Annotated in this window: 24 protein-coding genes; 12 read left to right on the top strand and 12 right to left on the bottom strand. The window is 61.0% G+C overall.

Annotation, left to right across the window (positions count from 1 at the left end; all coding sequences use genetic code 11):
• The first annotated feature begins 3 nt into the window (after nucleotides 1–3).
• The 5 genes from ACD590_RS29120 to ACD590_RS29100 all read left to right on the top strand — a co-directional run bounded on the left by ACD590_RS29120 (nucleotide 4) and on the right by ACD590_RS29100 (nucleotide 6,289).
• Entirely contained in the window at nucleotides 4–1,176 is a 1,173-nt protein-coding gene (locus ACD590_RS29120; protein WP_439003983.1) for a glycoside hydrolase family 88 protein, read from the top strand.
• A 15-nt stretch (nucleotides 1,177–1,191) separates the two neighbouring features.
• A complete protein-coding gene (locus tag ACD590_RS29115) occupies nucleotides 1,192–2,301 on the top strand; it encodes an ABC transporter ATP-binding protein (RefSeq protein WP_017991457.1) in 1,110 nt (369 codons plus the stop codon).
• Between the two features lie 20 nt (nucleotides 2,302–2,321).
• Nucleotides 2,322–3,047, top strand: a complete 726-nt coding sequence (locus ACD590_RS29110) for a DUF624 domain-containing protein (protein ID WP_439003982.1) — start codon at nucleotides 2,322–2,324, stop codon at nucleotides 3,045–3,047.
• A gap of 40 nt (nucleotides 3,048–3,087) precedes the next feature.
• Nucleotides 3,088–4,362, top strand: coding sequence for an ABC transporter substrate-binding protein (locus ACD590_RS29105; protein ID WP_047620768.1), 1,275 nt, complete (start codon nucleotides 3,088–3,090; stop codon nucleotides 4,360–4,362).
• A 76-nt stretch (nucleotides 4,363–4,438) separates the two neighbouring features.
• Nucleotides 4,439–6,289 (top strand): DUF2264 domain-containing protein, encoded by a 1,851-nt coding sequence (locus ACD590_RS29100; protein ID WP_113542796.1) that lies wholly within the window; start codon nucleotides 4,439–4,441, stop codon nucleotides 6,287–6,289.
• Between the two features lie 47 nt (nucleotides 6,290–6,336).
• On the opposite strand, the gene ACD590_RS29095 is transcribed toward ACD590_RS29100, so the two are convergent.
• Entirely contained in the window at nucleotides 6,337–6,843 is a 507-nt protein-coding gene (locus ACD590_RS29095; protein WP_047620770.1) for an HIT family protein, read from the bottom strand.
• Between the two features lie 249 nt (nucleotides 6,844–7,092).
• Here ACD590_RS29095 and ACD590_RS29090 point away from each other — a divergent pair, with 249 nt between their 5' ends.
• Both ACD590_RS29090 and ACD590_RS29085 read left to right on the top strand, forming a co-directional pair.
• The gene (locus tag ACD590_RS29090; RefSeq protein WP_018245941.1) at nucleotides 7,093–7,356 is read left to right on the top strand and encodes a hypothetical protein; all 264 of its coding nucleotides are present in this window, start codon (nucleotides 7,093–7,095) and stop codon (nucleotides 7,354–7,356) included.
• Nucleotides 7,357–7,400: 44 nt separating this feature from the next.
• Entirely contained in the window at nucleotides 7,401–7,670 is a 270-nt protein-coding gene (locus ACD590_RS29085) for a hypothetical protein (RefSeq protein ID WP_018245942.1), read from the top strand.
• Nucleotides 7,671–7,818: 148 nt separating this feature from the next.
• Here the strand turns inward: ACD590_RS29085 and ACD590_RS29080 are convergent, their stop codons facing one another.
• The 4 genes from ACD590_RS29080 to ACD590_RS29065 all read right to left on the bottom strand — a co-directional run bounded on the left by ACD590_RS29080 (nucleotide 7,819) and on the right by ACD590_RS29065 (nucleotide 9,372).
• Complete coding sequence (locus tag ACD590_RS29080) at nucleotides 7,819–8,238, bottom strand: HD domain-containing protein (protein ID WP_439004067.1); 420 nt, start codon at nucleotides 8,236–8,238, stop codon at nucleotides 7,819–7,821.
• A 5-nt stretch (nucleotides 8,239–8,243) separates the two neighbouring features.
• Nucleotides 8,244–8,570 carry a DUF2934 domain-containing protein gene (locus ACD590_RS29075; RefSeq protein ID WP_439003981.1) on the bottom strand — a complete coding sequence of 109 codons (327 nt, stop codon included), beginning with the start codon at nucleotides 8,568–8,570 and terminating at the stop codon, nucleotides 8,244–8,246.
• A gap of 46 nt (nucleotides 8,571–8,616) precedes the next feature.
• A complete protein-coding gene (locus ACD590_RS29070) occupies nucleotides 8,617–8,973 on the bottom strand; it encodes a hypothetical protein (RefSeq protein WP_439003980.1) in 357 nt (118 codons plus the stop codon).
• A 108-nt stretch (nucleotides 8,974–9,081) separates the two neighbouring features.
• Nucleotides 9,082–9,372 (bottom strand): hypothetical protein, encoded by a 291-nt coding sequence (locus ACD590_RS29065; RefSeq protein WP_113542741.1) that lies wholly within the window; start codon nucleotides 9,370–9,372, stop codon nucleotides 9,082–9,084.
• 350 nt (nucleotides 9,373–9,722) lie between these two features.
• Here ACD590_RS29065 and ACD590_RS29060 point away from each other — a divergent pair, with 350 nt between their 5' ends.
• The 3 genes from ACD590_RS29060 to ACD590_RS29050 all read left to right on the top strand — a co-directional run bounded on the left by ACD590_RS29060 (nucleotide 9,723) and on the right by ACD590_RS29050 (nucleotide 12,128).
• On the top strand, nucleotides 9,723–10,037 hold the full coding sequence (locus tag ACD590_RS29060; RefSeq protein ID WP_018445052.1) for a co-chaperone GroES: 315 nt from the start codon (nucleotides 9,723–9,725) through the stop codon (nucleotides 10,035–10,037).
• A 150-nt stretch (nucleotides 10,038–10,187) separates the two neighbouring features.
• On the top strand, nucleotides 10,188–11,816 hold the full coding sequence (gene groL / locus ACD590_RS29055; RefSeq protein ID WP_113542739.1) for a chaperonin GroEL: 1,629 nt from the start codon (nucleotides 10,188–10,190) through the stop codon (nucleotides 11,814–11,816).
• A 54-nt stretch (nucleotides 11,817–11,870) separates the two neighbouring features.
• On the top strand, nucleotides 11,871–12,128 hold the full coding sequence (locus ACD590_RS29050; RefSeq protein WP_130729564.1) for a hypothetical protein: 258 nt from the start codon (nucleotides 11,871–11,873) through the stop codon (nucleotides 12,126–12,128).
• Here ACD590_RS29050 and ACD590_RS29045 read toward each other — a convergent pair.
• Both ACD590_RS29045 and ACD590_RS29040 read right to left on the bottom strand, forming a co-directional pair.
• Nucleotides 12,109–12,858 carry an SDR family oxidoreductase gene (locus ACD590_RS29045; protein ID WP_439003979.1) on the bottom strand — a complete coding sequence of 250 codons (750 nt, stop codon included), beginning with the start codon at nucleotides 12,856–12,858 and terminating at the stop codon, nucleotides 12,109–12,111. The two genes, ACD590_RS29050 and ACD590_RS29045, sit on opposite strands and share 20 nt — an antisense overlap.
• Nucleotides 12,851–13,600, bottom strand: coding sequence for an SDR family NAD(P)-dependent oxidoreductase (locus tag ACD590_RS29040; RefSeq protein ID WP_113542737.1), 750 nt, complete (start codon nucleotides 13,598–13,600; stop codon nucleotides 12,851–12,853). The genes ACD590_RS29045 and ACD590_RS29040 overlap by 8 nt, the downstream gene beginning before the upstream one ends.
• Nucleotides 13,601–13,698: 98 nt before the next feature.
• On the opposite strand from ACD590_RS29040, the gene ydiJ reads away from it, so the two are divergent.
• Nucleotides 13,699–16,758: a D-2-hydroxyglutarate dehydrogenase YdiJ gene (gene ydiJ / locus ACD590_RS29035; RefSeq protein ID WP_439003978.1), complete on the top strand. Its 3,060-nt coding sequence runs from the start codon at nucleotides 13,699–13,701 to the stop codon at nucleotides 16,756–16,758.
• A 45-nt stretch (nucleotides 16,759–16,803) separates the two neighbouring features.
• Nucleotides 16,804–17,535 (top strand): FadR/GntR family transcriptional regulator, encoded by a 732-nt coding sequence (locus ACD590_RS29030; RefSeq protein ID WP_439003977.1) that lies wholly within the window; start codon nucleotides 16,804–16,806, stop codon nucleotides 17,533–17,535.
• Nucleotides 17,536–17,739: 204 nt separating this feature from the next.
• Here the strand turns inward: ACD590_RS29030 and ACD590_RS29025 are convergent, their stop codons facing one another.
• The 5 genes from ACD590_RS29025 to ACD590_RS29005 are packed head-to-tail and all read right to left on the bottom strand — an operon-like array spanning nucleotide 17,740 to nucleotide 24,350.
• Entirely contained in the window at nucleotides 17,740–19,425 is a 1,686-nt protein-coding gene (locus ACD590_RS29025) for a thiamine pyrophosphate-binding protein (RefSeq protein WP_439003976.1), read from the bottom strand.
• Nucleotides 19,426–19,446: 21 nt separating this feature from the next.
• Entirely contained in the window at nucleotides 19,447–20,640 is a 1,194-nt protein-coding gene (locus tag ACD590_RS29020; protein ID WP_130653627.1) for an NAD(P)/FAD-dependent oxidoreductase, read from the bottom strand.
• A 9-nt stretch (nucleotides 20,641–20,649) separates the two neighbouring features.
• Entirely contained in the window at nucleotides 20,650–21,462 is an 813-nt protein-coding gene (locus tag ACD590_RS29015; protein ID WP_047620786.1) for an NAD-dependent epimerase/dehydratase family protein, read from the bottom strand.
• 12 nt (nucleotides 21,463–21,474) lie between these two features.
• A complete protein-coding gene (locus ACD590_RS29010) occupies nucleotides 21,475–22,686 on the bottom strand; it encodes a pyridoxal phosphate-dependent aminotransferase (protein WP_439021024.1) in 1,212 nt (403 codons plus the stop codon).
• Nucleotides 22,683–24,350, bottom strand: coding sequence for a hydantoinase B/oxoprolinase family protein (locus tag ACD590_RS29005; protein WP_439003974.1), 1,668 nt, complete (start codon nucleotides 24,348–24,350; stop codon nucleotides 22,683–22,685). The genes ACD590_RS29010 and ACD590_RS29005 overlap by 4 nt, the downstream gene beginning before the upstream one ends.
• Between the last annotated feature and the right edge of the window lie 4 nt (nucleotides 24,351–24,354).

The following is a 24,354-nucleotide window of genomic DNA, read 5'->3' as shown; positions in this document are numbered from 1 at the left end:
TCCATGAACGCCGTCTCGTCCGTCGCCCCGCAGCCGATCACCGACCAGGAGGTCGAAGCCGCGCTCGACCTTGCCGTCGGGCAGATCAGGCGCAACCTTCCCACCTTCACCCATGCCTCGCAGAACCATTCAAGCGTCGGAAATTTCTATCCTGCGGTGGCGAACGACCAATGGACCGCGGGTTTCTGGCCCGGCGAGCTGTGGCTCGCTTTCGAGCACAGCGGCGAGGCCGTTTTCCGCGATGCCGCGCAGATCCAGGTCCAGTCGTTCCTGCATCGGATCGTGAACCGCATCGAGACGGATCATCACGACATGGGCTTTCTCTATTCGCCCTCCTGCATCGCCGCCTGGAAGCTTGTCGGAGACGAGGATGGCCGCAGGGCCGCCATCCTGGCAGCCGACCAGTTGATCGAGCGTTTCCAGCCTGTCGGCCAGTTCATCCAGGCCTGGGGCCGCAGGGGGGTGGCGGAAGAATACCGCTACATCATCGACTGCTTGCTGAACCTGCCGCTTCTCTACTGGGCAAGCCACGAGACCGGCGATCCGAAATATCGCGAGATCGCTCTCATTCACGCCCGCACCACGCTCGCCAATTCGGTTCGGCCGGACGATTCCACCTATCACACCTTCTACATGGACCCGGTCACGGGAGCGCCGGTGCGCGGCGCCACCAAGCAGGGTTACAGGGACGACAGCGCCTGGGCGCGCGGACAGGCCTGGGCCATCTCGGGGATGGCGCTCTCCTATCGCTATGAGCGGATCGAGGAATACCGCCAAACCTTCGACCGGCTGCTCGCCTTCTATCTCAACCGGCTGCCGGCCGACATGGTGCCCTATTGGGATCTCGTCTTTTCGGACGGCGATGGCGAGCCGCGCGACAGCTCGTCGGCGTCGATCGCGGCCTGCGGCCTTCTGGAAATGGCCGATCTCGTCGAGCCGGAACCGGCCGCACGCTATCGCACGCTGGCGCGCCGCATGATGAAGAGCCTTGCCGATCACTACGCGGTCAAGGACCCAGCCGTCTCCAACGGCCTAGTGCTGCACGCCACCTATTCGAAGAAATCGCCCTTCAACACCTGCCGCGGCGAGGGTGTCGATGAATGCGTCTCCTGGGGAGATTATTATTACATGGAAGCTTTGACGCGCCTTTCGCGCAGATGGCCTTCCTATTGGTGAATTCAGGAGGACCCGATGGCCAGCATTTCGCTTAAAGAGCTGAACAAATCCTACGGCGCGCTCACCGTCGTCCACGACATCGACCTCGAAATCGCTGACAAGGAATTCATCATCCTGGTCGGCCCCTCCGGCTGCGGTAAATCGACGACGCTGCGGATGATTGCCGGCCTCGAGGAGATATCGGGAGGAGAGCTCAAGATCGGTGGCGACGTCATGAACGACGTCCCTTCCAAGGATCGGGATATCGCCATGGTCTTCCAGAACTATGCGCTCTACCCGCACATGACCGTTTACAAGAACATGGCGTTCGGCCTGCAGTTGAGGAAGGTATCGCGCGACTTCATCGATGCCCAGGTGCAGGACGCCGCGAGGATCCTCGACATCTCTCATCTCCTGAACCGCAAGCCGAAGGCGCTTTCGGGCGGGCAGCGCCAGCGCGTCGCGCTTGGCCGCGCCATGGTGCGCAATCCGGCGGTCTTCCTTCTCGACGAGCCGCTTTCCAATCTCGATGCCAAGCTGCGCGGCACGATGCGTTCGGAAATCACCAAGCTGCACAAGCGCCTCAACGCCACCTTCATCTACGTCACTCACGATCAGGTGGAGGCCATGACCATGGCGGACCGGATCGTCGTCATGAAGGACGGGCATATCCAGCAGGTGGATACGCCGCAGAACCTCTACGACCGTCCCGTCAACATGTTCGTCGCCGGCTTCATCGGCGCGCCGCAGATGAACATGCTGCCCTCGACCATTTTGCGCCGGGGCGATGGCTACGTCGCCGTCTTCGACGGCCGGGAACTGCCGCTGCCTGCCCATTTCGACAAGAGCAGGATCGCCCCCTACGAGGGCCGCGAACTGGTGCTTGGCATCCGTCCGGAGAATTTCCACGAGCTGCCGCCGGCCGACATCGCACCGGAGAACCTGGCGCCCCTCAAGGCGGTCGTGGAACTTGCCGAGCCCATGGGCTCGGAAGTGCACCTGAACATGGTGGCAGGCGGGCGCAATCTCATCGCCCGCGTGTCGCCGCGCTACCGGCCTGATATCGGCGAGGAGGCGACGCTGGTCGCCGATATGACCAATGCGCAGCTGTTCGACAAGGAAACGGAACGCTCGATTCTATACTGAGGCGCGTGCGGGAGACGGCTATGCAGTGGTTGCGGGACATGTGGACGAGGGAGGGACCGGGCATTGCGAAGGATGCGCCGAAGAGGACCGGCCTTGCTCTGTTCGCCGAGATCCTCGTCCGCGAATGGTGGGAGATGGTCAAGCTGAACATCCTCTTCATCCTGGCCTGCCTCTTCGTCGTGACGCTGCCGGCAGCCCTCGCCGCCATGGCCCGGGTCTCGGTAGCCTTGGTGGAAGATCGCAACACCTATCTGCTGCGGGACTTCACGGAAGCCTTTCTGCGCTACTTCTGGCGCGCCACCGCCTGGGGCCTGGCGTTGTGCGGCGCGCTCGCAATCGGCATCCATGCGATCGTCACCTATGCCGCCGGCGCACGCGACAATCTGTTGCTGAGCGCACCACTGACGATCGCCCTCGTCGCCACCGCTTTCATCGCGGTCCTCGCCTGCCATCTCATCGTTCTCATGGTGATGCGCGATCTGCCGGCTCTGAGGCTGCTGCGCCTCGCCGCGCTCGCCTCCGTCATCCGTCCGCTCCCGGCGCTTGCCGCGCTCGCCTTCGCCGCCTGCCTGTGGCTGGCGCATATCCTCTTCTATCCGGTTTCGGTGTTCATGCCGGCAACCTTCAATTTTTCACTCGGAATGTTCGCCGTCGCATTCGGCGTCCATCGGGCGGCGGTGACGGTTCTAGACCTGCCAAACGCAACGCAGCCGCACCGCGAACCGCATGCACGAGACGCTTCATAAAACAACTGATCCAGAGATGATCCAGGGAAGGAGAACGGGAATGTATTTGGATAAATTCGGGAGGACGATGAGACTTGCCTTGGCAGGTTTCACCTTGGCCGCAACGACTGCCGGCGCAGCGCTTGCTGAGGACGCTGTGACGCTCAAATGGGCTTTGTGGGACTGGGACAAAACCGCCTATTACAAGCCGCTGATCGAGGCCTATCAGGCCAAACACCCCAACGTGAAGTTCGAGCCGATGGACCTCGGCTCGCAGGACTATCAGCAGATGATCTCGACGCAGCTGACCGGCGGCTCCAAGGATATCGACATCGTCACCATCAAGGATGTGCCGGGCTACACCAACCTGGTGCGCGCCGGCAACATCGCCGATCTCAGCAGCTTCGTGAAGGATCAGAAGATCGACCCGGCTCCCTATGGCGGCCTGATCGAGGAACTGACCATCGACGGCAAGGTCTATTCGCTGCCGTTCCGCTCCGACTTCTGGATCGTCTATTACAATAAAGACATATTCGACAAAGCAGGCGTCCCCTACCCTACCAATGACATGACCTGGGCGCAATTCGACGCGACTGCCGAGAAGCTTACCGGCGGCATGGGCACCAACAAGACCTACGGCGCGCTCCTGCATACCTGGCGGTCGACCGTTCAGCTGCCCGGCGTCCTCGACGGAAAACACACGCTGGTCGACGGCGACTACGACTTCCTCAAGCCCTGGTACGATAGGGCGCTCACCCTGCAGAAGGATGGGGCGATTCCCTCCTACGCCTTCCTGAAGACGTCAAACACGCATTATTCGGCGCTCTTCTTCAACGGCACGATCGGCATGCTGCCGATGGGAACCTGGTTCGTCGGCACCCAGATCACCAAGGTGAAATCGGGTGAATCGAAGAGCAAGAACTGGGGCATCGTCAAGTTCCCGCATCCCGATGGCGTCGCGGCCGGGACAACGGCCGCGCAGATCTCCGGGCTGGCGGTCAACGCCAATTCCGACCACAAGGATGCAGCTCTCGATTTCATCAAGTTCGTCACCGGTCCTGAGGGCGCTGATGTCATCGCGTCGACGGGCACCTTCCCCGCGCTCAAGACGGATGACGTCAGCGCCAAGATCGCGGCAACGCCCGGCTTTCCTGAGGATGCCGCCAGCAAGGAGGCGCTGAAGCCGTTGAAAACCTACCTTGAGATGGCGGTCAACCCGAACGCCGCCAAGATCGAGGTGGTGCTCAACCGTGTGCATGACGCGATCATGACCGACAACACCTCCGTCGACGACGGGTTGAAGGAAATGACCGAAGGCGTGAAGGCCATCAAGTAGGCCCACGAGATATCGACGGCCGCGGGTTACCATCCGCCCGCGGCCGATCGGGTTTTCCATGAATTTCGAGCTGACAATGATATATGATCCCGCCCGGGCCAATCCGCTTTTCGGCAATCCCCTGAAGACACGCGACGACCTCTCCAAGGCCGTCATCGATCTGTTCGAACCGCTGCTGCCGTATTTTTCCGAAGGCGGCGCTCGTGTGCGCCTCGGTGCAGCCGGCGCGATCTTCGACCGGGCAGCGGCGGATCTGGAAGGATTTGCGCGGCCGCTCTGGGGAATTGTTCCGCTCGCTGCCGGCGGCGGTGCGTTCCCGCATTGGGAGCTCTATCGGCGCGGGCTCGCAAACGGCACCAATCCTGCTCATCCCGAATATTGGGGCGATCTTACCGACCGCAATCAGCGGCTGGTCGAGCTCGCCGCCGTCGGCTTCGCCCTGGCGCTTGTCCCCGAGCATATCTGGGAACCGCTTGACGACAGCGATAAGAAGACGGTCGCTGCCTATCTTCTCAGAGCGCGCGAGCTGGAATTCATCGACAACAACTGGAAATTCTTTCGTGTGCTCATCGATCTCGGGCTGGAACGCGTAAGCGTGGCGTTCGATCACCGGAAAACCCTCGCCTATCTCGAAGAACTGGAAGCTTTCGACCTCGGGGAAGGCTGGTATCGCGACGGACCGGTCCGGCGGGTCGATCATTACATTCCCTTCGCCATGCATTTCTACGGCCTGATCTATGCGGTGCTGGCGCGAGGCGACGAGGCGCGCAAGGACCGCTTCCGGCGTCGCGCCCAGACCTTTGCCGGGGATATCCGCCACTGGTTCGGCCCCGATGGCGCGGCACTTGCCTTCGGCCGCAGCCAGACCTACCGCTTCGCGGCGGGCGGCTTTTGGGGCGCGCTTGCCTTTGCCGGCGTCGAAGCGCTGCCCTGGGCTGAGATCAAGGGCTATTACATGCGCCATATCCGCTGGTGGTCGGCGATGCCGATTGCCGAGCGCGACGGCGTTCTCTCCGTCGGCTACGGCTATCCGAACCTCTTCATGAGCGAGAGCTACAATTCTCCCGCGTCACCCTATTGGGCGCTGAAATTCTTCCTGCCGCTCGCTCTTGCGGGGGATCATCCGTTCTGGACCGCCGAGGAGGCGCCGCAGCCGGAATTTCCGGAGCCGGTCGCTTTGACGCCGGCGGGAATGGTCGCCATGCACACGCCGGGAAACGTGGTTGTGCTCTCCTCAGGGCAGCAGCACGACAAGATGCTCGGCGCAAACGAGAAATATTCGAAATTCGTCTATTCCACGCGCTACGCTTTCAACATCGAAGCCGACGACCGGAATTTCTCCGCCGCAAGCTTCGACGGCATGCTCGGTCTCTCAGACGACGGCGTCCATTTCCGCATGCGGGAAACCCTCGAAGAGGCGTTGATAACAGGCGACCTGCTCTATTCGCGCTGGCGCCCCTGGAACGACGTCACCATCGAAACCTGGCTGCTTCCCGAAAACCCGTGGCACATCCGCCTACACCGCATCGCTACGCCGCGCGCCCTCAGCACCATCGAAGGCGGCTTTGCGATCGAACGCGCGGATTTCAATGCCGACCGCTCCGATGTAAGCGATGGCCGGGCTGTCTGGTACGGGCAGACCGACGTCAGCGCTATCGTGGATCTATCGCCCAATCCGAGGGCCGGCCATGCGATGAGCCCGATCCCAAACACCAACCTCATCCACGCCAAGACCCTGCTGCCGCAGCTGCGCGGCGAAATCGGCCCCGGAACCATCGTGCTCGCAACTGCGGCAATGGCGCTTCCCAGTCGCGAGAATTGGGCAAATGCGCTCGATAACCCGCCCGCCAACCCCCGCCTCGACGAGGTGGAGCGGCTCTTTCGAGAGAAAGGCGCGGGGGTGCCGGCATTCGCTCTCGGGACGTAGCTTGGAGGCACTGGCTTCCGGGTTTCAACCGCGAGCCGGACGGTTGATTATCGGGCGGTCAACTCGGAACGATATGCTTCGGCAATGCGCTGCGCCAACTGTGCCATTTGATCGTCAGGTATCTGCAGAACCCCGTACTCCGCCATCAGCGCGTGGTATTGCTGCTCTTCAAGAGGCACACCAGAGGGTAAGGGAACGACATGAAAATGCAGGTGGCTATTGGCTTGCTGGCTGCCGAGCGAAAGCACATAAATTCGTTCGGCGTCGAACACGCTTTTGAGCGCGCGAGACAAAATATGCACATTCTCCTGTAGTCGAAGATATTCATCGGTCGACATGTCTCGCGCCAGATCCTCGAGGTGCTCCCTCGGACAGACAAGGCAATAGCCTGGCAGAGTGGGATACTTGCTCAGGAAGATGATCGTCTCGTCGTCTTCAAAAACGCGATGATGAAAGAAGTCGGGGTCATTCCTGACCAATCCGCAGATAAAGCATGACCTTGTTCCGATGTCGTGCACATAGGCCCTGAGATCAAATGGTCGGCGTTCGTTCATCCTGAACCTCCGTCGTCTCTCGCGCGGCGGTCGCGGACGCCTGAACTATTGCGAAAGCCATTGCCGGAAAAATAACACGCGCCAAAACCGGTGGCCAACCGTAATATTTTCGGATTACTCCAAATAATTATATTTATATCTTCGGCAGAAATAGCAAAACACCCCCTCATCGCAATATTGTTGAACTAAAGTTTAGCAAAGCGTAGTGATGTACTGGCCTTTCATTTTTCAAGGCCAGAGGAGGATGCAATGCCTACCATAATGGTCCATCACAATGTCAAAGACACGAAGCACTGGCTCGCTTCACCCATCCGCAAGCAGGTATTGGAACCGATTGGCGTCACGAACATTCGCACGTTTACAGACCCTCAAACGTCTAATCGCGTTGGTTTGGTCATGGACGTTGCTGATATGGAAAAGTTGATGGCCTTCATGCAGACCAAGGCAGCGGCCGATGCGATGGCGAATGATGGTGTCTTGCCCGAGACCATGGTGTTCCTCGTGCAATCGTAAAACGCCTCTCAACCAAACCTGGAAATGCAACGCGGGAGGATGATATGACGACGTTATTCGTAAGGCACGAGGTCTCCGATTACGCCGCCTGGCGCAAGATATATGATGCGTTTTCGCCGGTGCAGAAGGCCAATGGGGTGACGGCGCAAGCCGTTTATCGAGCCATCGACAATCCGAACGATATTACCGTCACCCACGAGTTTGCCACGCTTGAAGCGGCGCAAACGTTCAGCAAGCTGGACGAGCTGAAGACGGCGATGCGCACGGGAGGCGTGCTCGGCGCGCCGACCGTGTGGTTTACCAACAAAGCATGAAATAGAGCCAACGACCTCCGCCGCTGCAAGCGGAGGCCAGGTTGCAGTCGCGCTCGGCACATGACATGGAAGCCGAGCAGTGCGCTCTTGCGCCGATTGCCAACCTTGGTGGCAGTTGCAGGCGAACTGCGCAAATTTGTCCGAACTCCTATTGTCCGTTCCTGATGTCGCGCAGAAGATCCAGGCCGCGCTGGTATTTTTCCGTTTTCTTGTCAGCTTGTTCGGCCTGCCGGAGATTATCTTCGAGATCGGCCCGTTTGACGGGCAAGGCCAGCGGGTTTGATGCCGCACGTCTGACGAAGTCGTCATCCGGCTCGTCCGGCCGCCTTGTCAGAGCATTCACCGCCGAGATGATCGCCGGCGGAAAGCCTTCTTCCCTCAGCCTGTCGAGCGTCCAGCCGCTTCCCTTCTCGACGACGTCATGAAGATAGGCGACCGTTCGCGTCTCGTCACCGGAAACCAGAAGGGCTACCCGCTGGCAGTGCTCGAAGAACGGCCGGCCGGTTTTGTCCGCCTTACCTTCATGGGCCGTAAGAGCAATCTGGATGGCATGATCAAGATGCTGCATGGCGATCACGGTCCCTCGGTCTTCCTGATCTTCCATCGAGAAGGCTTTTCGCCCGTCGTCATCTCGATGTCAGGGACGGGAGCCACGGCGGCCTGGACAGGCCTCGCCGGCCGCCGATCGAGATCGCCGCTCTCACCGGCGCCTTGAAGCAGGGCTGCATCATCCCTATCGTCTTCATCGAGCAGGTTCTGCAGCGTCTCATGCTCATCCTCGCCGGCAAGTTCGTCGCAGGCTTGAAGCCAATGGCGCTCGTCGGCGCCATCCGGGCGGCCCTCAGTCTCCCAGATCTCGTAGGCACGGCGACGGATCTGCTCGTGCTTGTCTATAGCCATGATCGCCTCCAAGCGCATTTCGTCCGAAGAACGGACCCAGCCGCTTTCACGGCGTGTTGATGGTTGGAAGAAAATCCTCCACCTGTTTGCGCTTGCCCTTCGAAAGCGTCTCCACCCGTTCCTTCCAGAACCGCTCGGCCTCGGGTGGATCCTCATCCCATTGGCGAACATCGGTGATGTTGTCGTCGATCATGGACCGACGGTGGCCGCCAAGGCTGAGATATTCTTTCGCAAGCTTCAGGCTTGGGGTTTCAGTGCCGCTATCGCGATCTGATGTCGAACTCACGTTGCGCCGGGCATTTTCCAATGCTCGCTTGCGATCGGTCTCGGCTCGCTCCGTATCGGCGGAACGAGCGTCATCTGTCCCGCTCTCGGGCGGCACGTTGGATCTGGAAGTCATCATGGATCACCTCTCGATGTTGTGATCCAATAACCTTTGCAAGCAGTGAGAGTTCCGCGTGGGTTGCGATTGATTTGAGCGGGCGATCGAGCCGCACCGTCCGGGCGGCAATCAATGAACGGCCATACTCACCATCCGATAGGGGTGCACGGCCTCGAATTGCGAGATCATCGCCGTTGCCTGCTGAAATACGAGCTCGGCATTTTCTGGATCGTCACGGGCGAGTTCATCGGCATTGACGCGGATCGCTTCGGCCATGTTGTTGGAAAGTGCGGCAAAATGCGTATTGCCTTCGACATAGGCCTCACGCGCCGTGTCCTCCAGCGTTCGAGCGATATCGACGAGGATTTCCTCGCGTTCTTCGATACTGAGGTCTTTGATTATATTGGACTTCTCTTCCATGTCACTCACTCCAAAAGACGTGGGACGCTGCTCGAGCTCATTAAGCCTCGATCACCAAAGAGTTGGGAACGCCAAAATCCGGATTCAGTTCAGTATAGCTCGAACTCGCCTCGGGTACGGCGCCATCGCCTTCATCATTCGAACGCGGGAGCCGATTTTCTGTTCCCTGTCAGGCGTTGGCACTCACGGGCAGGGAGTGCTAATTTTTCTTCCATCCCTCTTGAATTGCAAAACCGTCGAACCAAATCATTCTCGCAGGGCTCGCGGCTCGCGCGCTGCGCACCCGCCCGGATTGGTCATCCGGTCCGGCTAGGGAACAACGTCATCATTGTTTGTCGATGGAGGAAGACATGTCGTTCCGACCGCTTCATGACCGCATTCTCGTCCGCCGGGTCGATTCAGAGGAAAAGACCAAGGGCGGCATCATCATTCCCGACACCGCCAAGGAAAAACCGCAGGAAGGCGAGGTCATCGCCGTCGGCCCCGGCGCACGCAACGACGCCGGCCAGATACAGGCGCTCGACGTCAAGCCCGGCGATCGCATCCTATTCGGCAAATGGTCCGGTACCGAGATCAAGATCAACGGCGAAGACCTGCTGATCATGAAGGAAAGCGACGTGATGGGCATCATCGAAGCCCAGGGCGAAAAGAAGCAGGCCGCATGAGATCCCTGCGGACATCAGTCAATGCAGGGCAGGAGCGCATCTGGAAACGCAGAACCGCTCCAAGTTTTTATTTCTGACGCAATTCCGAACGGAAAAACCGCTACGCACTTTTCCTGGAATTGCTCTGGCTGCCTATGAAGGAGTGAGGACATGGCTGCTAAAGAAATCAAATTCAGCACCGAAGCCCGCGAGAAGATGCTGCGTGGCGTCGACATTCTGGCCAACGCCGTGAAGGCGACCCTCGGCCCGAAAGGCCGTAACGTCGTGATCGAGAAGTCCTTCGGCGCTCCGCGCATCACCAAGGACGGGGTTTCGGTCGCCAAGGAAATCGAACTCGAAGACAAGTTCGAAAACATGGGCGCCCAGATGGTCCGTGAAGTTGCTTCGAAGACCAGCGACATTGCCGGCGACGGCACCACCACCGCAACGGTGCTGGCCCAGGCAATCGTCAAGGAGGGCGCCAAGGCGGTTACGTCGGGCATGAACCCGATGGACCTGAAACGCGGCATCGATCTTGCGGTCGCCGCCATCGTCGCGGAACTGAAGGCCAACGCCCGCAAGATCTCCAACAATTCCGAAATTGCCCAGGTCGGCACGATCTCCGCCAATGGCGATGCCGAAATCGGCCGCTTTTTGGCGGAAGCCATGGAAAAGGTCGGCAATGATGGCGTCATCACCGTCGAAGAAGCCAAGACCGCCGAAACCGAACTCGAAGTTGTCGAAGGCATGCAGTTCGATCGCGGCTATCTCAGCCCCTACTTCGTGACTAATGCCGACAAGATGCGGGTGGAGTTCGAAGACCCTTATATCCTCATCCACGAGAAGAAGCTCTCGAACCTGCAATCGATGCTGCCGGTTCTCGAAGCCGTCGTCCAGTCCAGCAAGCCGCTGCTCATCATCGCTGAAGACGTCGAAGGCGAAGCCCTCGCAACGCTCGTCGTCAACAAGCTGCGCGGCGGCCTGAAGATCGCCGCCGTCAAGGCGCCCGGCTTCGGCGATCGCCGCAAGGCCATGCTTGAAGACATCGCCATCCTGACCGCCGGCACCGTCATCTCCGAAGATCTCGGCATCAAGCTCGAATCCGTCACGCTCGACATGCTCGGCCGTGCCAAGAAGGTATCGATCGAGAAGGAGAACACCACAATCGTCGACGGTTCGGGCGCCAAGACGGACATCGAAGGTCGTGTGGCCCAGATCAAGGCTCAGATCGAAGAAACCACCTCCGACTACGACCGCGAGAAGCTGCAGGAACGTCTTGCCAAGCTCGCTGGCGGCGTTGCCGTCATCCGCGTCGGCGGCTCGACGGAAGTCGAAGTGAAGGAGAAGAAGGATCGCGTCGACGACGCGCTTCATGCAACCCGCGCGGCGGTCGAGGAAGGCATTCTGCCGGGCGGCGGTGTGGCGCTGCTGCGCGCCGTCAAGGCGCTCGACGCCGTCAAGACCGCCAATGGTGACCAGCGCGTCGGTGTCGACATCGTTCGCCGCGCGGTCGAGGCGCCGGCTCGCCAGATCGCCGAAAACGCCGGAGCGGAAGGCTCGGTCATTGTCGGCAAGCTGCGCGAGAAAAGCGAGTTCTCCTACGGATGGAACGCTCAGACGGGCGAATATGGCGACCTTTATGCACAGGGCGTCATCGATCCGGCCAAGGTGGTTCGCACCGCGCTGCAGGATGCGGCCTCCATCGCCGGCCTCCTCGTCACGACGGAAGCCATGATCGCCGAGAAGCCCAAGAAGGACGCGCCGCCGCCAATGCCCGCCGGCCCCGGCATGGACTTCTAAGGCGTTTTCCGGCCCGCCGGCCTCGCCGGGCGGGCCTCATCCGAGGGAATAGAGATGGTTCAAACGATCAAAAACCGATCGCAGGTGCCGCTGGACTCCCGCGATCTTGAAACCTGCCAGCGCGTCTTCGACAGGCTCAGCGCCGATTACCAGGTGGCAAAGGACAGCGACGAAGCCGAACGAATGGCGAGCATCATCATCGAGCTCTACCGACAGGGCGTGCGCGACCTCGATCACCTGCAGTCGATGGTCGAGGCGGCCCGCGGCCTTTTCGAAGCGAGCGAGCACCCGCCTACTGCTCCGGGAATTTGACCATGCTGCCGCCGCCCGTCGCCTGGTCCGTCGGGAAGACCTCTATCCTGGCGACGTCGACGAAGACGGGAAGCTCGATGGCGTTGGAGATAATCGAGGCGATGTGGGAAGGCTGGATCGGACGATAGCCGTCATAAAGCAGCGTCCGCGCCTGGTTGCCCGCTATTGCGGTGCGATAAAGCTCCGTCTGAACACGGCCCGGCACCACCTCGGTCACTCGAACCGAGGTCCCGAGCAGGTCGCAGCGCAGATTGTCGCAAAACAGGCTGAGCCCGGCCTTCGACGGGCCGTAGGCCGCCATGTTCGGATAGGGTGCCTGGCCGCCGCTCGAACCGATATAGATCAGGTGGCCGCGCTTTCGCTCAACCATAGCAGGCAGGAATGCGCGGGTCAGATGCATCGGGGCTTTGAGATTGATGTCGATCATGGCATCGATCTCGGACGGTTCGATCTCGCTTAATGTCGCCCGTGTCGAGAGAATGCCGGCATTGTTGACCAGGATGTCGACGTCTGTTCCGTGAAGCTGCTTGACGATTTCGGCGGTATCGCGCACATCGGCACGGACCGGCTTCGCCCCGCTTTCTCGCGCCAGTTCCTCGAGCGCCTCTGCGTTTCGGCCAACGGCATAAACCGTCAGCCCCATCTCGCGTAGTTTGCCGACGGTGGCGCGACCGATGCCGCTCGTCGCACCGGTGACAAGGGCGACCTGATAGGGCAGCGGCTCAGACATAGATATAGCCTCCGCTGACGACGACATTTTCGCCGGTGGCATAGGTGTTGCGGCTCGATGCCATCATGACGATCCACTCCGCCATTTCGACCGGCTCGGCCGCGCGGCCAAGCGCGCTGGCCTTGGCCAGCTCCGGAAGAAATCCCAGCTCCCGAGCGCGATCCGTCGCAAAACCGGCAGGAGCGACGGAATTGACAAGGATCTGGTCCTTGGCGCATTCCTGGGCAAAGGATTTCGTCAGACTGACGACAGCCGCCTTGGTTGCGGCGTAATGCGCATTCTGGGGATGAGCCTTGAAAGCATCGACCGAGGTCACGTTGACAATCCGCCCGGTAACCGCAGGCGCGTTCACGTGCTGGCGCATATGAAGAACGGCGGCCACCATCATATGATAGGTACCCTTCACGTTGATCGCATTTTCGAGGTCCCATTCCTCGTCGGTGATCTCGAGAATAGGGCGTCTCGGATAGATGGCGGCGCTGTTGACGAGCACGTGGATCCGACCGAGCTTGCCGGCGATCTCATTGAACCCGCGATGAGCCGTTTCCGCCCGGGAAATGTCGGCAACCGCCGTTGCCACCTCGGCGCCGAGAGCGCGAAGCGCCGCGGCCGAGACGTCGAGCAGCTGCTCATTGCGATCGATGAGCCCAATCCTGGTCGCCCCATGCGAGATCATCAGCTTGGCCGTCGTCAATCCGAGCCCGGAAGCGCCGCCGACGATGATTGCGGTCTGGTTCTTCAAAGTTCCACCTCAGTATTTTCAGTTACGCCGCTAGTATTGTATGTTATCACTTATATGCCAACTTCGACAAAGCTCAAGTGCATTCTGAAGGTCTCGAAATGATTCCACGCCTCCGGCCGAACGGTTCAATACCCCTTCCCGCTGGGGGATTCTTCCAGCCGCTCATCGAGGCAGGGTTCGATGGCGACATCGAAACCGGCGCGGCGAGCCGGGCCGTTTTTTCGACCGACAATTCCATCTATCAGATCGAGCCGACCGGTATCCTTTTCCCCAAGGGGATCGAGGATCTGCAGGTCACGGCGGCCGTGCTGTCGGAACCGGCCTTTCGCGGGATCACTGTCGCGCCGCGCGGCGGCGGAACCGGCACGAACGGTCAATCCCTCACCTCAGGCATCGTCGTCGACTGCTCGCGACACATGAATTCCATTCTTGAGATCGACCCTATCAGGAGAATTGCGCGGGTCCAGGCGGGCGTGGTCAAGGATCAGTTGAACCAGGCGTTGAAGCCCTATGGCCTGTTTTTTGCGCCGGAACTCTCCACCTCCAATCGCGCCACCATCGGCGGCATGGTCTCCACCGATGCCTGCGGCCAGGGTTCATGCCTCTACGGCAAGACCAGCAACCATGTGCTGGGATTGCGCATCGTCCTTGCCGATGGCACCGACTGGTGGTCGCGTCCGCTCGATGCGGAGGCACTCGCGGAGATCGCCAGGCGCCAGGACCGTGTCGGCGAGATCCACAGGACGGTCGACCGCATCGCGCGCGAAAAACGCGATCGGATCACCGAGATTTTTCCGAAACTCAACCGCTATATGACCGGTTACGACCTCGCTCACATCCGGCGGGGCGACGGACGCTTCGACCTCAACGCCATCCTCTGCGGCTCGGAGGGAACGCTGGCGATGATTGCCGAAGCCGAACTCAACCTTCTGCCGATCCCCGCCCATGCGGCACTGATCAATATTCGCTACGGGGACTTCAACACCGCATTGGAGGATGCCCGCACGCTCGTGGCGTTGAAGGTCGCCTCAGTGGAAACGGTCGATGAGAAAGTTCTCGGGCTTGCCAGGGGCGATATCGTTTGGACGGGCATTGCTCGCTTTTTTCCCGACGATGCAGGCGGAACCACGAACGGCATCAATATCGCCGAAGTGCTCGCCGACGATGAGGCTGAACTCGAACGCAGACTGACCGAGGTGACCGCCGCGCTTGCCACGGGCGCGAATGCCCGTCACCTGGCTTATACGATCGCGCGGGATCATGCCGATGTCGAGGCGATCTGGTCGATGCGCAAACGGGCGGTCGGCCTGCTCGGCAATGTGGACGGACCGGTCAGGCCTGTCGCCTTCGTCGAGGACACCGCAGTGCCGCCGGAAAACCTCGCGGCCTATATCCGCGAATTCCGCGCATTGCTTGATGGCGCGGGCCTTTCCTACGGCATGTTCGGCCATGTCGATGCCGGCGTCCTGCACGTGAGGCCTGCCCTCGATCTCACCCGCGATGACCATGTCCGGCTGGTCCGGGAGGTCAGCGACGCCGTCGTGGCGCTGACGCGTAGATATGGCGGCGTGCTCTGGGGGGAGCACGGCAAGGGGGTACGCTCCGAATATGTGCCTGAATTCTTCGGCGACCTCTATCCCAGCCTGCAGGAGATCAAACGGGCTTTCGATCCGGAAAACCGTCTCAACCCCGGCAAGATCGCAACGCCTTCCGGCGGCCAAGCGCTGCTGAAGATCGACGAGGTTCCGCTGCGGGGAGACGTCGACCGCATCATCGGCAACGAGATCCGCGCAGCCTTCGACAACGCTGCCTATTGCAACGGCAACGGCGCATGTTTCGATTTCGACGAAACGAGTCCCATGTGCCCCTCCTACAAGGCGACACGCGACCGGCGTTTTTCGCCCAAGGGCCGCGCCGCTCTGATGCGGGAATGGCTGAGGCTGCTTGCCGAGAAAGGTATCGATGCTCGCCAGGAGGCAAAACGCCTGCGGCAGAGCGTTCCGCTCGCGAGCTTCGCGCGGCGTGTCTTCAACTCGCTGAACCCTCAAAATCGGGACGACTTTTCCCACGAGGTCCGCGCTTCGATGGACACCTGCCTGGCGTGCAAAGCCTGCGCGGGGCAATGTCCCGTGAAAGTCAGCGTCCCGGCCTTCCGCTCCAAATTCCTGGAGCTTTACTACGGACGCTACCTCCGTCCGCTGAAGGATCCGCTCGTCGCGGCCATCGAGACCACCCTGCCCCTGGTCCACCGGATACGACCTGCCTACAACCTGGTCGTCGGCACGCGAGCCGGCAGGATGATGATGCGCGTTGCCGGCCTGACATCCCTGCCTCGCCTGCCGCGGATCTCTCTGGCGAAGGAAGCCGCCCGCCTTGGCGTGCCGCTTGCGACCCCTCGGCGGATCGAGACCTTGTCGCCGCGTGAGAGGGAGCAGAGCGTCATCTTCGTCGCCGATGCATTTACCGCCTATTTCGATCCTGAAGTCGCCCTCGCCGCGATCGGGCTTGCGCGGAAAATGGGGCTTTCGCCCTTCCTCGCTGCGTCCCACGTCAATGGCAAAGCCCTGCACGTTCACGGCTATCTCGGGCGTTTCGAGGCTGCGGCCGGGCGGACCGCGCACTATCTTCAGCAGTTGGGTGACGCGGGCGTGGCGCTTGTCGGGCTCGATCCGTCGATGACGCTTGCGTTCCGCAGCGAATACAAAGGGATGTTGAAGGCGAACATTCTCCTTCCGCAGGAATGGCTGGCCGCCAACCTCGGCCGGCTTGCCGCTTCACCCTCCGCCGCCAAAGGCAGGAGCTTCCGATTGATGGCCCATTGCACCGAACGCACCAATGCGCCCGCCTCCATTGCGCAATGGAAACAGGTGTTCGGCAGCCTCGGCATCGACCTTCAGGCAGCAGAAACGGGTTGTTGCGGAATGGCCGGTACCTTTGGCCACGAGGCCCGCAATCGACCGATCTCCGAGCGCCTCTATGCGATGAGCTGGAAGCCGGAGGTCGATGCCGCCGGCGACACCGACAGTCTCATGGCCACCGGATATTCATGCCGCTCGCAGGTGAAGGAAATCGACTACAAGCGCCTCCCGCACCCCTTTCAGGTCATCGATAAGATAATGTCTGAAAGAGCCGACATTCCGCAATCAGACGTGGCATGATATGTGATATGTGCTAAATTTGATCGTGAAAATCGGAGCAAACCAGTGTCAATCATCACGCAACGAGGCAATCTCGCGGAAATCGTCGTTGCGAAGCTGATGGAACGGATCGACTCCGGTCTTTATGCTCCCGGCGAGAAAATTCCGTCAAGTGCCCAGCTGTGCGAAGAGTTCGGCGTGTCCCGAACCGTCATTCGCGAGGCGCTCACCTCTCTCAAGGTTGGCGGACGTGTGACCGCGCGACAGGGTGCCGGCGTCTACGTGAGCGACAAGGACGCAAAGACCCTCAATTTCGAAATCAGCCGCATCGAGGACATTCGCTCCGCGATGCAGATCCTGGAATTGCGGCTCGGCGTCGAGATACAATCTGTCGCCCTTGCAGCGTCGAGGCGCACGCCGGAGGCGCTGGCTGAAATTGCCCGCGCCTACGACAACCTTGAAAACCTGGTGACGGAGGATGCCGAGGTCGAAGCACGCGCCGATTTCGAGTTTCACCTTGCGATCGCCCGTGCCACCCGCAATCCCCACTTCCCGAGTTTTCTGGAAGCGGTGATAGAGAGCATCAATTTCGACCTCGTGCTCAAGCATCGCCAATCGGCGCGCGGCTACAGCACCTACCTGAAGAAGATCAACAAGGAACATGCCGCGATCCTGGCAGCCATCACCCAGGGTGATGCCAAGGCTGCGAAGGCCGCGCTGATCGTCCATCTGGAGGAAAGCCTCCATCGTTACCGCACGATGCTCAATGAGCCGACGAGCAGCGAAACGGAGAATTAAGTCAGGGGAAGGAAAGGATGATCCGCCTGCTGCGACGCTTCCTGCGCTCCTATCTTACCGTTTTCCACGACGGAAAGGATCAAGGATCAGCGCCGCTGGCTTGCCGTTGGGGGTGATCCTTGTCCACGCCCCTCAAGCGACTTCACTTTCCGCTGGTCTGCTGCGGCGCCGCCCGGCTTTTTGAGGCGGCGCCTTTTCCTGCGATCACTTTCCCTGTGCGATCGCCTGGTCGCGAATTTGCGTCAGGCTCATTTTCGGCGTCAGCGCTTCCGGGTCGATCCGGATTTCGATGAGACCCGGCTTGCCGGATGCCTCGCAGCGTTGGAAGGCGCCGGCGAAGTCCTCGGTCTTTTCCACCGTCTCACCGTGGAGGCCATAGGATCGCGCCAGCGAGGCAAAGTCAGGGTTCGTCAGGCGGGTGCCGGAGACGCGGCCGGGATACTCACGCTCCTGGTGCATGCGGATCGTGCCATACATGCCGTTGTTGATGACCAGAAAGATGACGCGAGCGTCATACTGCATGGCGGTTGCGAGTTCCTGACCGTTCATCAGGAAACATCCGTCGCCGGCAAAGGCAACGACCGTGCGCGCGGGATCGGTGATCTTGGCGGCGATCGCCGCCGGCACGCCGTAGCCCATGGAACCATTTGTCGGTCCGAGCTGGGTGCGGAAGGTGCGATACTGATAGAAGCGATGCGCCCAGGCGGAATAATTGCCGGCGCCGGTGGTCAGAATGGCGTCCGGCTTGAGATGGCCGCGCAGCCATTCCATGATATCGCCCATCTGCACCGGACCGGGCACCTCAGGATGCGCGAGATTTTCGAGATAGTCGGCATGGGCCGTCCTGGTCCAGTCCTTCCACACCGGCGCAGCCCGCGGCTTCAGCTTTGCCGCCTGCGAGAGGAAACCCGCGACGCTGGCATTGATCGGCAATCGCGCGTGATAAACGCGCCCCAGCTCCTCCGCGCCCGGATGAATGTGAACGAGCAACTGCTTCGGGACCGGAATGTCGATCAGCGTATAGGCGCCAGTGGTCATCTCCCCGAGACGGGCGCCGATGGAGATCAGCAGGTCGCAATCCTTCACATGGCGGATCAGCTTCGGCCCTGCGGCAAGACCGAGGTCGCCCGCATAGTTTTCGTGCGTATTGTCGAACAGATCCTGGCAGCGGAAGGAAGCTGCGACAGGCAGGCCGAAGGCTTCCGAAAACGCCTTCAGGTCGGCAACGGCCTGCTGCGTCCAGCCGCCGCCGCCAACGACAACCATCGGGCGTTTCGCCTCGGAGAGAAGGCCGAGCAATTCCTCGAATTGCGGCGGGCCGGCAAAGCCCTCAACTCGCTTGTAGGGCGGGGTGTCGGCGACATCGACCATATCGGTCAGCATGTCTTCCGGAAGAGCGACGACCACCGGTCCTGGCCGGCCGTTGACGGCTCGGTGGAATGCCTGGCTGATGAGCTCAGGGATGCGGGCGGCATCCTCGATCTCGACGACCCACTTCGCCATCTGGCCGAACATGCGGCGATAATCGATTTCCTGGAAGGCTTCGCGCTCCATCTGATCGCGCGCCACCTGCCCGATGAACAGGATCATCGGTGTCGAATCCTGGAAAGCGGTGTGCACGCCCACGGACGCGTTCGTCGCGCCCGGCCCGCGGGTCACGAAGCAGATCCCGGGCCTGCCGGTCATCTTGGCGTAGGCTTCCGCCATGTAGGCGGCGCCGCCTTCCTGCCGGCAGACGATGAATTCGATGGTGTCTTCCACGTCGTGAAAGGCGTCGAGGGCAGCAAGATAGCTTTCGCCCGGCACGCCGAACACGCGCTCGACACCATGGATGCGCAAGGCATCGACGAGCGCCTGGCCGCCGCTGCGCTTGGATGTTTCGTTTCTCATCGGGAGCCCCTCTGCTGTTCGTTAAATGACGGCGTCTTCGAGGAAAGGGCGCTGTGCGACTACCCGCTCGTAGCCGAATGGCGAAAGATCAAGGGTCTTGAAGCCGCCATAGGTAATCAGTTCCGAGAGACCCCGTCCCATGGCCGGCGACTGCTGGAGACCGTGCCCCGAGAAGCCGTTTGCGAAGAGGAAATTGCTGACCTCAGTATGCGGTCCGAGGACGACATTGTGATCGAGGGTGCAATAGTCGTAGTGGCCGGCCCAGGAATTGACGACCTTGATCGCCTCGAAGGCCGGCACCCGGTTCGCCAGGATCGGCCAGATTTCCTCGTCGAATTCGTCATGCATGACGTCGAAATCGTTCGGATCCACCTCAGGGTCATGTTTGGGATAGGTGCCCATCAGATAGAACTTGCCCTCGGGCCGGAAGAAAACGCCGGTGGGGTCGATCGTCAGCCCCACCTTTCCTTCCAGGGGCGTTCGGCAATCGACGACGAACAGCGAGCGTCGGCGTGGCTCCACGGGGACGTCGAGCCCAGCCATCCCAGCGACTTTCTTGCCGTTGGTGCCTGAGGTGTTGACCATCGTGCCACAGGCAATCGTCTGGCCGCTCTTCGTCGACACGGAAACGATGCGGTCTCCCTCTCGGTTGATGGCGACGACTTCGTCTTCGATGTATTCGACGCCGAGCGAGCGCGCCTTCTTGCGAAAGCCCTGCAGCAGACCGACACTGTCGAACCAGCCCTCGCCCCGCTCGCCGGTGCTGCCGAGCGTCAATCCTTCGAGGTTCAGCCAGGGAAACCGGCGGCCGAGACCATCCGGATCGAGCAGCGTCACCTCCGCGCCGCACGAGACCTGGGTCTCGTGGTTGCGCCGGAGAACCTGATCGCCGCGATCGTCCTCGGCGAGGAACAGATAACCGGCCTGGTGAAAACCAATCTCGGGCGTGTCGTCGTCGATGGCGACGTTTTCCTTGAAGTGGCGGATGAACTCCGTCCCGAACTGCGAGACTTTGACATTGATCGCATTCGAGAACTGATGGCGGATGGAGCTGGAAGACAGTGCCGTCGCCGATCGCTGATAGGTCCAGTCCTTCTCGATCACCAGGACCGATCCGTTGAAGTCGGGGTTGGTCGCCAGAAAATATGCCGTCGAACTGCCGACCACTGCACCGCCGACGATCACCACGTCATAGGACGACTTGGAAGCTTGCATCAGGGCGTCTCACTTCTTCTCGTCTTCATAGTGGCCGGCGGCGGCAAAGCTGCCGCCCTGGAAGCGCACCGCCGGATCGTTGGGATCGCCCTGTTTCGTATTCTCGAAAACCTTGTCCGCGTAATCGTCGGCGCTGTCTTCCGGCCTGTATCCGAGCGATGCCGCCGTGCGGTTGTCCCAGAACGCCCGGCTGTTGTTGGACATGCCATAGGCGACCATGAAGCCGACGCGTTCGGCCGACAGGCTCTTTTCGACGAGCTGGCGGCAATCGCGATAGGAAAGCCAGGTGATGAGATGGCGCCGGTCTGTTGGCTCGGGGAAAGACGAGCCGATACGCAGGCTCACGGTCTCGATCCCGAACTTGTCGAAATAGTAACGGCCGAGGTTTTCGACGAAGGTCTTCGACACGCCATAGAGACTATCAGGACGGGTCGGAACATCGCCGTCGATCGTCTCGGTGCGCTCGTAAAAGCCGATGGCGTGAACGGAGCTGGCATAGACGATGCGCTTGACGCCATGCTGCCGGGCCGCCTCATAGATGTTGTAGCTGCCGACGATGTTGGCGTTGAGGATGGTGTTCCAGGGAGCCTCCAGCCCTTGACCACCCATATGAATGATGGCGTCGCAGCCCTCCACGGCTTTCGAAACAGCGTCGAAATCGGAAAGGTCCGCCGGGAAATCCTCCTCGTGCGGCTCGAGGTTCTCGCAGGGCTTGCGTGCAGACAGCCTGAGGATCTTGCCAAGCCTTGTTCCTGACTCGCGCAGCTGGGTTCCCAGAGCGCCGGCCGCGCCGGTCAGAAGCGTGCGCTGATAATCGGTCATCGAATTTTCCCTTTAGCGAAGTTTGGCCAGTGCATCGGCGGTGCGCTCGATGGCGATGGCAAGATTGTCGCGCGATGTCGCGAAGGAAAGGCGAATATAGGGTTCGACACCGAAAGCCGCACCGGGAACGGTGGCGACCTTGCCTTCCCTGAGGAGATAGGAGGCCAGGTCCGTATCGTTGGAAATCCTGGCGCCGTCGGGCGCCGTCTTGCCGATATAGTGGGCGCATTTGGGAAAGAGGTAGAAGGCCCCGTCCGGAGCCCGCACATCAAGACCGGGTATCGCGCTGAAACCCCTAGCGACCAGTTCGCCGCGCGCCTTGTATTCGGCAACCGCCGTCGTGACGAAATCCTGGGGACCGTTGAGCGCTGCGGCGGCCGCAAACTGGGTGATCGAGGACGGGCAGGTCGTGCTCTGGGACTGAAGCTTGTTCAAGGCCCTGGTCAGTTCCCGCGGGCCGGCCGCATAGCCGAGCCGCCATCCTGTCATGGCATAGGCCTTGGATACGCCGTTGATGATGAGCGTGCGGTCCTTCAGCTCCGGGCACGCGACGACGAACGACGTGAAGGGCACGTCGCCGCAGACGATATGTTCGTAGATCTCATCCGACATGATCGCCACGTGGGGATGCCGCGCCAGCACCGCACCAAGCGCCCTCAGTTCGTCCGCCGTATAGATCGCCCCCGTCGGATTGGACGGAGAATTGAACAGGAACCAACGCGTCTTCGGCGTGATAGCTGCTTCCAGCCGCGCAGCTGTGATCTTGAAGGCATCCTCGACACCGCAAGGCACGATCTTCGGAATGCCGCCATGCAGGACGACGATGTCGGTGTAGGAGACCCAGTAAGGCGCCGGCACGACCACCTCGTCGCCGAGCTCCAGCGTGGCCAGGAATGCATTGAAGAGGATCTGCTTGGCGCCGTTGCCGATGGAGATCTCATCCATGGCGTAGTCGAGGCCGTTCTCGCGTTTGAACTTGGCGACGATCGCTTCGCGTAGCTCCACCAGTCCGTCCGGCGCGGTATAGCGGGTAAGCCCCTTGCGCATGGCCTCGATCGCCGCCTGAACGATATGATCAGGAGTGTCGAAATCTGGCTCGCCGAGCGACAGGTCGACGACATGCTCTCCTTTGGCCCGCATCGCCTTGGCGGCGACCGACACCGCCATGGACGGCGAGGATTTGATCGTCGCGACGCGTGTGCTTTCGAATGCAATCATGTTCATGCCTTGCCTCCCTTAGTCCGGCTCCTGCCGTAGGCTTCAGCCTGTTCTTCGGTGATGTATCCATGCTTCAGGTCGTGCTCGATCGCCTCAGCCGGGCGATGTGCCGGATCGCCGTAACCGCCGCCGCCCGGAAGCGACAGAACCAGGCGCCGGCCTTCGGGCACGAATTGCAGCCCCTTGCCCTTGAGAACCGTACCGTCGTCGAGCGCAACTGCGCCGGCCGTGCCGCTCAGTCCGCCTTCGCGGCCGCGGGCGGGGTGGCCAAGCCTGTCGAACATGGCGGAGAAACGGAAGCTGAAGCCTTCGGCCGCTTCGATCTCGATCATCTGACCGAGACCGCCGCGCTGGGCGCCGGCACCTCCCGACCCCTCGCGCAATTCCTTGCGCCAGACGATGACGGGGCCGACATTCTCCGTCGCCTCGATCGGCATGGTGTGCACGCCGCTCGGAAAGGCGGTGGCGTTCAAGCCATCGAGAGCGGCGCGTGCGCCGGTGCCGCCGGAATTGAACATCAGGATTTCTGCGCCCTTGCCGCCGATCTGATCGGAGACGGGGCGCACGCTCATATGCAGGTTCCAGAGTGCGCTGGCACCTTCCGCAGGCACCTGGCCTGGAAGCGCCTGATGCAGCGCGCCCAGCACGAGATCCGGGACAAAATGGCCGAGAACGTGGCGGACAGCGACCGGCGCCGGCCGCTTGGCATTGAGGATGCAACCTTCCGGCGCCACCACCTCGAAGGGTGCAAGCGAGGCAGCGTTATTTGGAATTTCCGGCGCCACGACGCATTTGATGCCGTAGCAGGCATAGGCCTTGGCATAGACGAGCGGCACATTGATGCCGAACTTGCTCATGCCCGAGGTGCCGTCGAAATCGACCACGATCCCCTCGGGGCCGATGCTCAGCTTGGCGGCGAGATGCACCGGCTCATCATAGCCGTCGAGATCGAGGCTATAATTCCAGGAGCCATGCGGAAGGTTCTTCAGCCGCTCCAGCGTTGCCTCACGGCTGTGCTTGAGGATGAAGCCGCCGATCGTCGACAAATCAGGGAGGTTGAATTCCGTCAGCATGTCGACGAGCCGGCGCTGGCCCGTTTCGTTGCAGGCGGCGAGCGCATAGAAGTCGCCGACGACCTTGTCGTTTTCGCGAACATTGTTCCGGACGATATGGATCAGCGTCCGGTTCAGCTCGCCGCGCTCGAAGAATTTCATGATCGGGATGAAGAGACCCTCTTCATAAACTTCGCGGGCATCCGGCCCGAAACCGCGGCCGCCGACATCGACGACATGCGCGGTCGAGGCGAAATAACCGACCAGCTTGCCGTGATGGAAGGAGGGCGTGACGACGGTGATGTCGTGCAAGTGGCCCGTTCCCTTCCAGGGATCATTGGTGATGTAGACGTCGCCTTCAAAGATATTGTCCGGCCCGATGTCGCGAATGAAATGCGCGACGGATTCCGCCATGGCGTTGACGTGGCCGGGCGTGCCGGTAACCGCCTGCGCCAGCATACGGCCTTCCAGGTCGAAGACGCCGGCCGACAGATCGCCCGCCTCGCGCACGGAGGTGGAGAAGGCCGTGCGGATCAGGGTCTGCGCCTGCTCTTCAACGACAGAAATCAGCCGGTTCCACATGACCTGCATATGGATATCGATCATGGATTGTTTCATGTGA

It is taken from the genome of Rhizobium sp. 862_C5_N1_2, from assembly GCF_051811205.1.
Lineage (GTDB): Bacteria > Pseudomonadota > Alphaproteobacteria > Rhizobiales > Rhizobiaceae > Rhizobium > Rhizobium leguminosarum.
This window is presented reverse-complemented; position numbering and strand designations above follow the sequence as displayed.

What these genes read in the sequence shown, in the direction of transcription:
- ACD590_RS29120 (WP_439003983.1), top strand. Translation starts at nt 4, where the DNA reads ATGAACGCCGTCTCGTCCGTCGCCCCGCAGCCGATCACCGACCAGGAG.
- ACD590_RS29115 (WP_017991457.1), top strand. Translation starts at nt 1,192, where the DNA reads ATGGCCAGCATTTCGCTTAAAGAGCTGAACAAATCCTACGGCGCGCTC.
- ACD590_RS29110 (WP_439003982.1), top strand. Translation starts at nt 2,322, where the DNA reads ATGCAGTGGTTGCGGGACATGTGGACGAGGGAGGGACCGGGCATTGCG.
- ACD590_RS29105 (WP_047620768.1), top strand. Translation starts at nt 3,088, where the DNA reads ATGTATTTGGATAAATTCGGGAGGACGATGAGACTTGCCTTGGCAGGT.
- ACD590_RS29100 (WP_113542796.1), top strand. Translation starts at nt 4,439, where the DNA reads ATGATATATGATCCCGCCCGGGCCAATCCGCTTTTCGGCAATCCCCTG.
- ACD590_RS29095 (WP_047620770.1), bottom strand. Translation starts at nt 6,843, where the DNA reads ATGAACGAACGCCGACCATTTGATCTCAGGGCCTATGTGCACGACATC.
- ACD590_RS29090 (WP_018245941.1), top strand. Translation starts at nt 7,093, where the DNA reads ATGCCTACCATAATGGTCCATCACAATGTCAAAGACACGAAGCACTGG.
- ACD590_RS29085 (WP_018245942.1), top strand. Translation starts at nt 7,401, where the DNA reads ATGACGACGTTATTCGTAAGGCACGAGGTCTCCGATTACGCCGCCTGG.
- ACD590_RS29080 (WP_439004067.1), bottom strand. Translation starts at nt 8,238, where the DNA reads ATGCAGCATCTTGATCATGCCATCCAGATTGCTCTTACGGCCCATGAA.
- ACD590_RS29075 (WP_439003981.1), bottom strand. Translation starts at nt 8,570, where the DNA reads ATGGCTATAGACAAGCACGAGCAGATCCGTCGCCGTGCCTACGAGATC.
- ACD590_RS29070 (WP_439003980.1), bottom strand. Translation starts at nt 8,973, where the DNA reads ATGATGACTTCCAGATCCAACGTGCCGCCCGAGAGCGGGACAGATGAC.
- ACD590_RS29065 (WP_113542741.1), bottom strand. Translation starts at nt 9,372, where the DNA reads ATGGAAGAGAAGTCCAATATAATCAAAGACCTCAGTATCGAAGAACGC.
- ACD590_RS29060 (WP_018445052.1), top strand. Translation starts at nt 9,723, where the DNA reads ATGTCGTTCCGACCGCTTCATGACCGCATTCTCGTCCGCCGGGTCGAT.
- groL (WP_113542739.1), top strand. Translation starts at nt 10,188, where the DNA reads ATGGCTGCTAAAGAAATCAAATTCAGCACCGAAGCCCGCGAGAAGATG.
- ACD590_RS29050 (WP_130729564.1), top strand. Translation starts at nt 11,871, where the DNA reads ATGGTTCAAACGATCAAAAACCGATCGCAGGTGCCGCTGGACTCCCGC.
- ACD590_RS29045 (WP_439003979.1), bottom strand. Translation starts at nt 12,858, where the DNA reads ATGTCTGAGCCGCTGCCCTATCAGGTCGCCCTTGTCACCGGTGCGACG.
- ydiJ (WP_439003978.1), top strand. Translation starts at nt 13,699, where the DNA reads ATGATTCCACGCCTCCGGCCGAACGGTTCAATACCCCTTCCCGCTGGG.
- ACD590_RS29025 (WP_439003976.1), bottom strand. Translation starts at nt 19,425, where the DNA reads ATGAGAAACGAAACATCCAAGCGCAGCGGCGGCCAGGCGCTCGTCGAT.
- ACD590_RS29020 (WP_130653627.1), bottom strand. Translation starts at nt 20,640, where the DNA reads ATGCAAGCTTCCAAGTCGTCCTATGACGTGGTGATCGTCGGCGGTGCA.
- ACD590_RS29015 (WP_047620786.1), bottom strand. Translation starts at nt 21,462, where the DNA reads ATGACCGATTATCAGCGCACGCTTCTGACCGGCGCGGCCGGCGCTCTG.
- ACD590_RS29010 (WP_439021024.1), bottom strand. Translation starts at nt 22,686, where the DNA reads ATGAACATGATTGCATTCGAAAGCACACGCGTCGCGACGATCAAATCC.
- ACD590_RS29005 (WP_439003974.1), bottom strand. Translation starts at nt 24,350, where the DNA reads ATGAAACAATCCATGATCGATATCCATATGCAGGTCATGTGGAACCGG.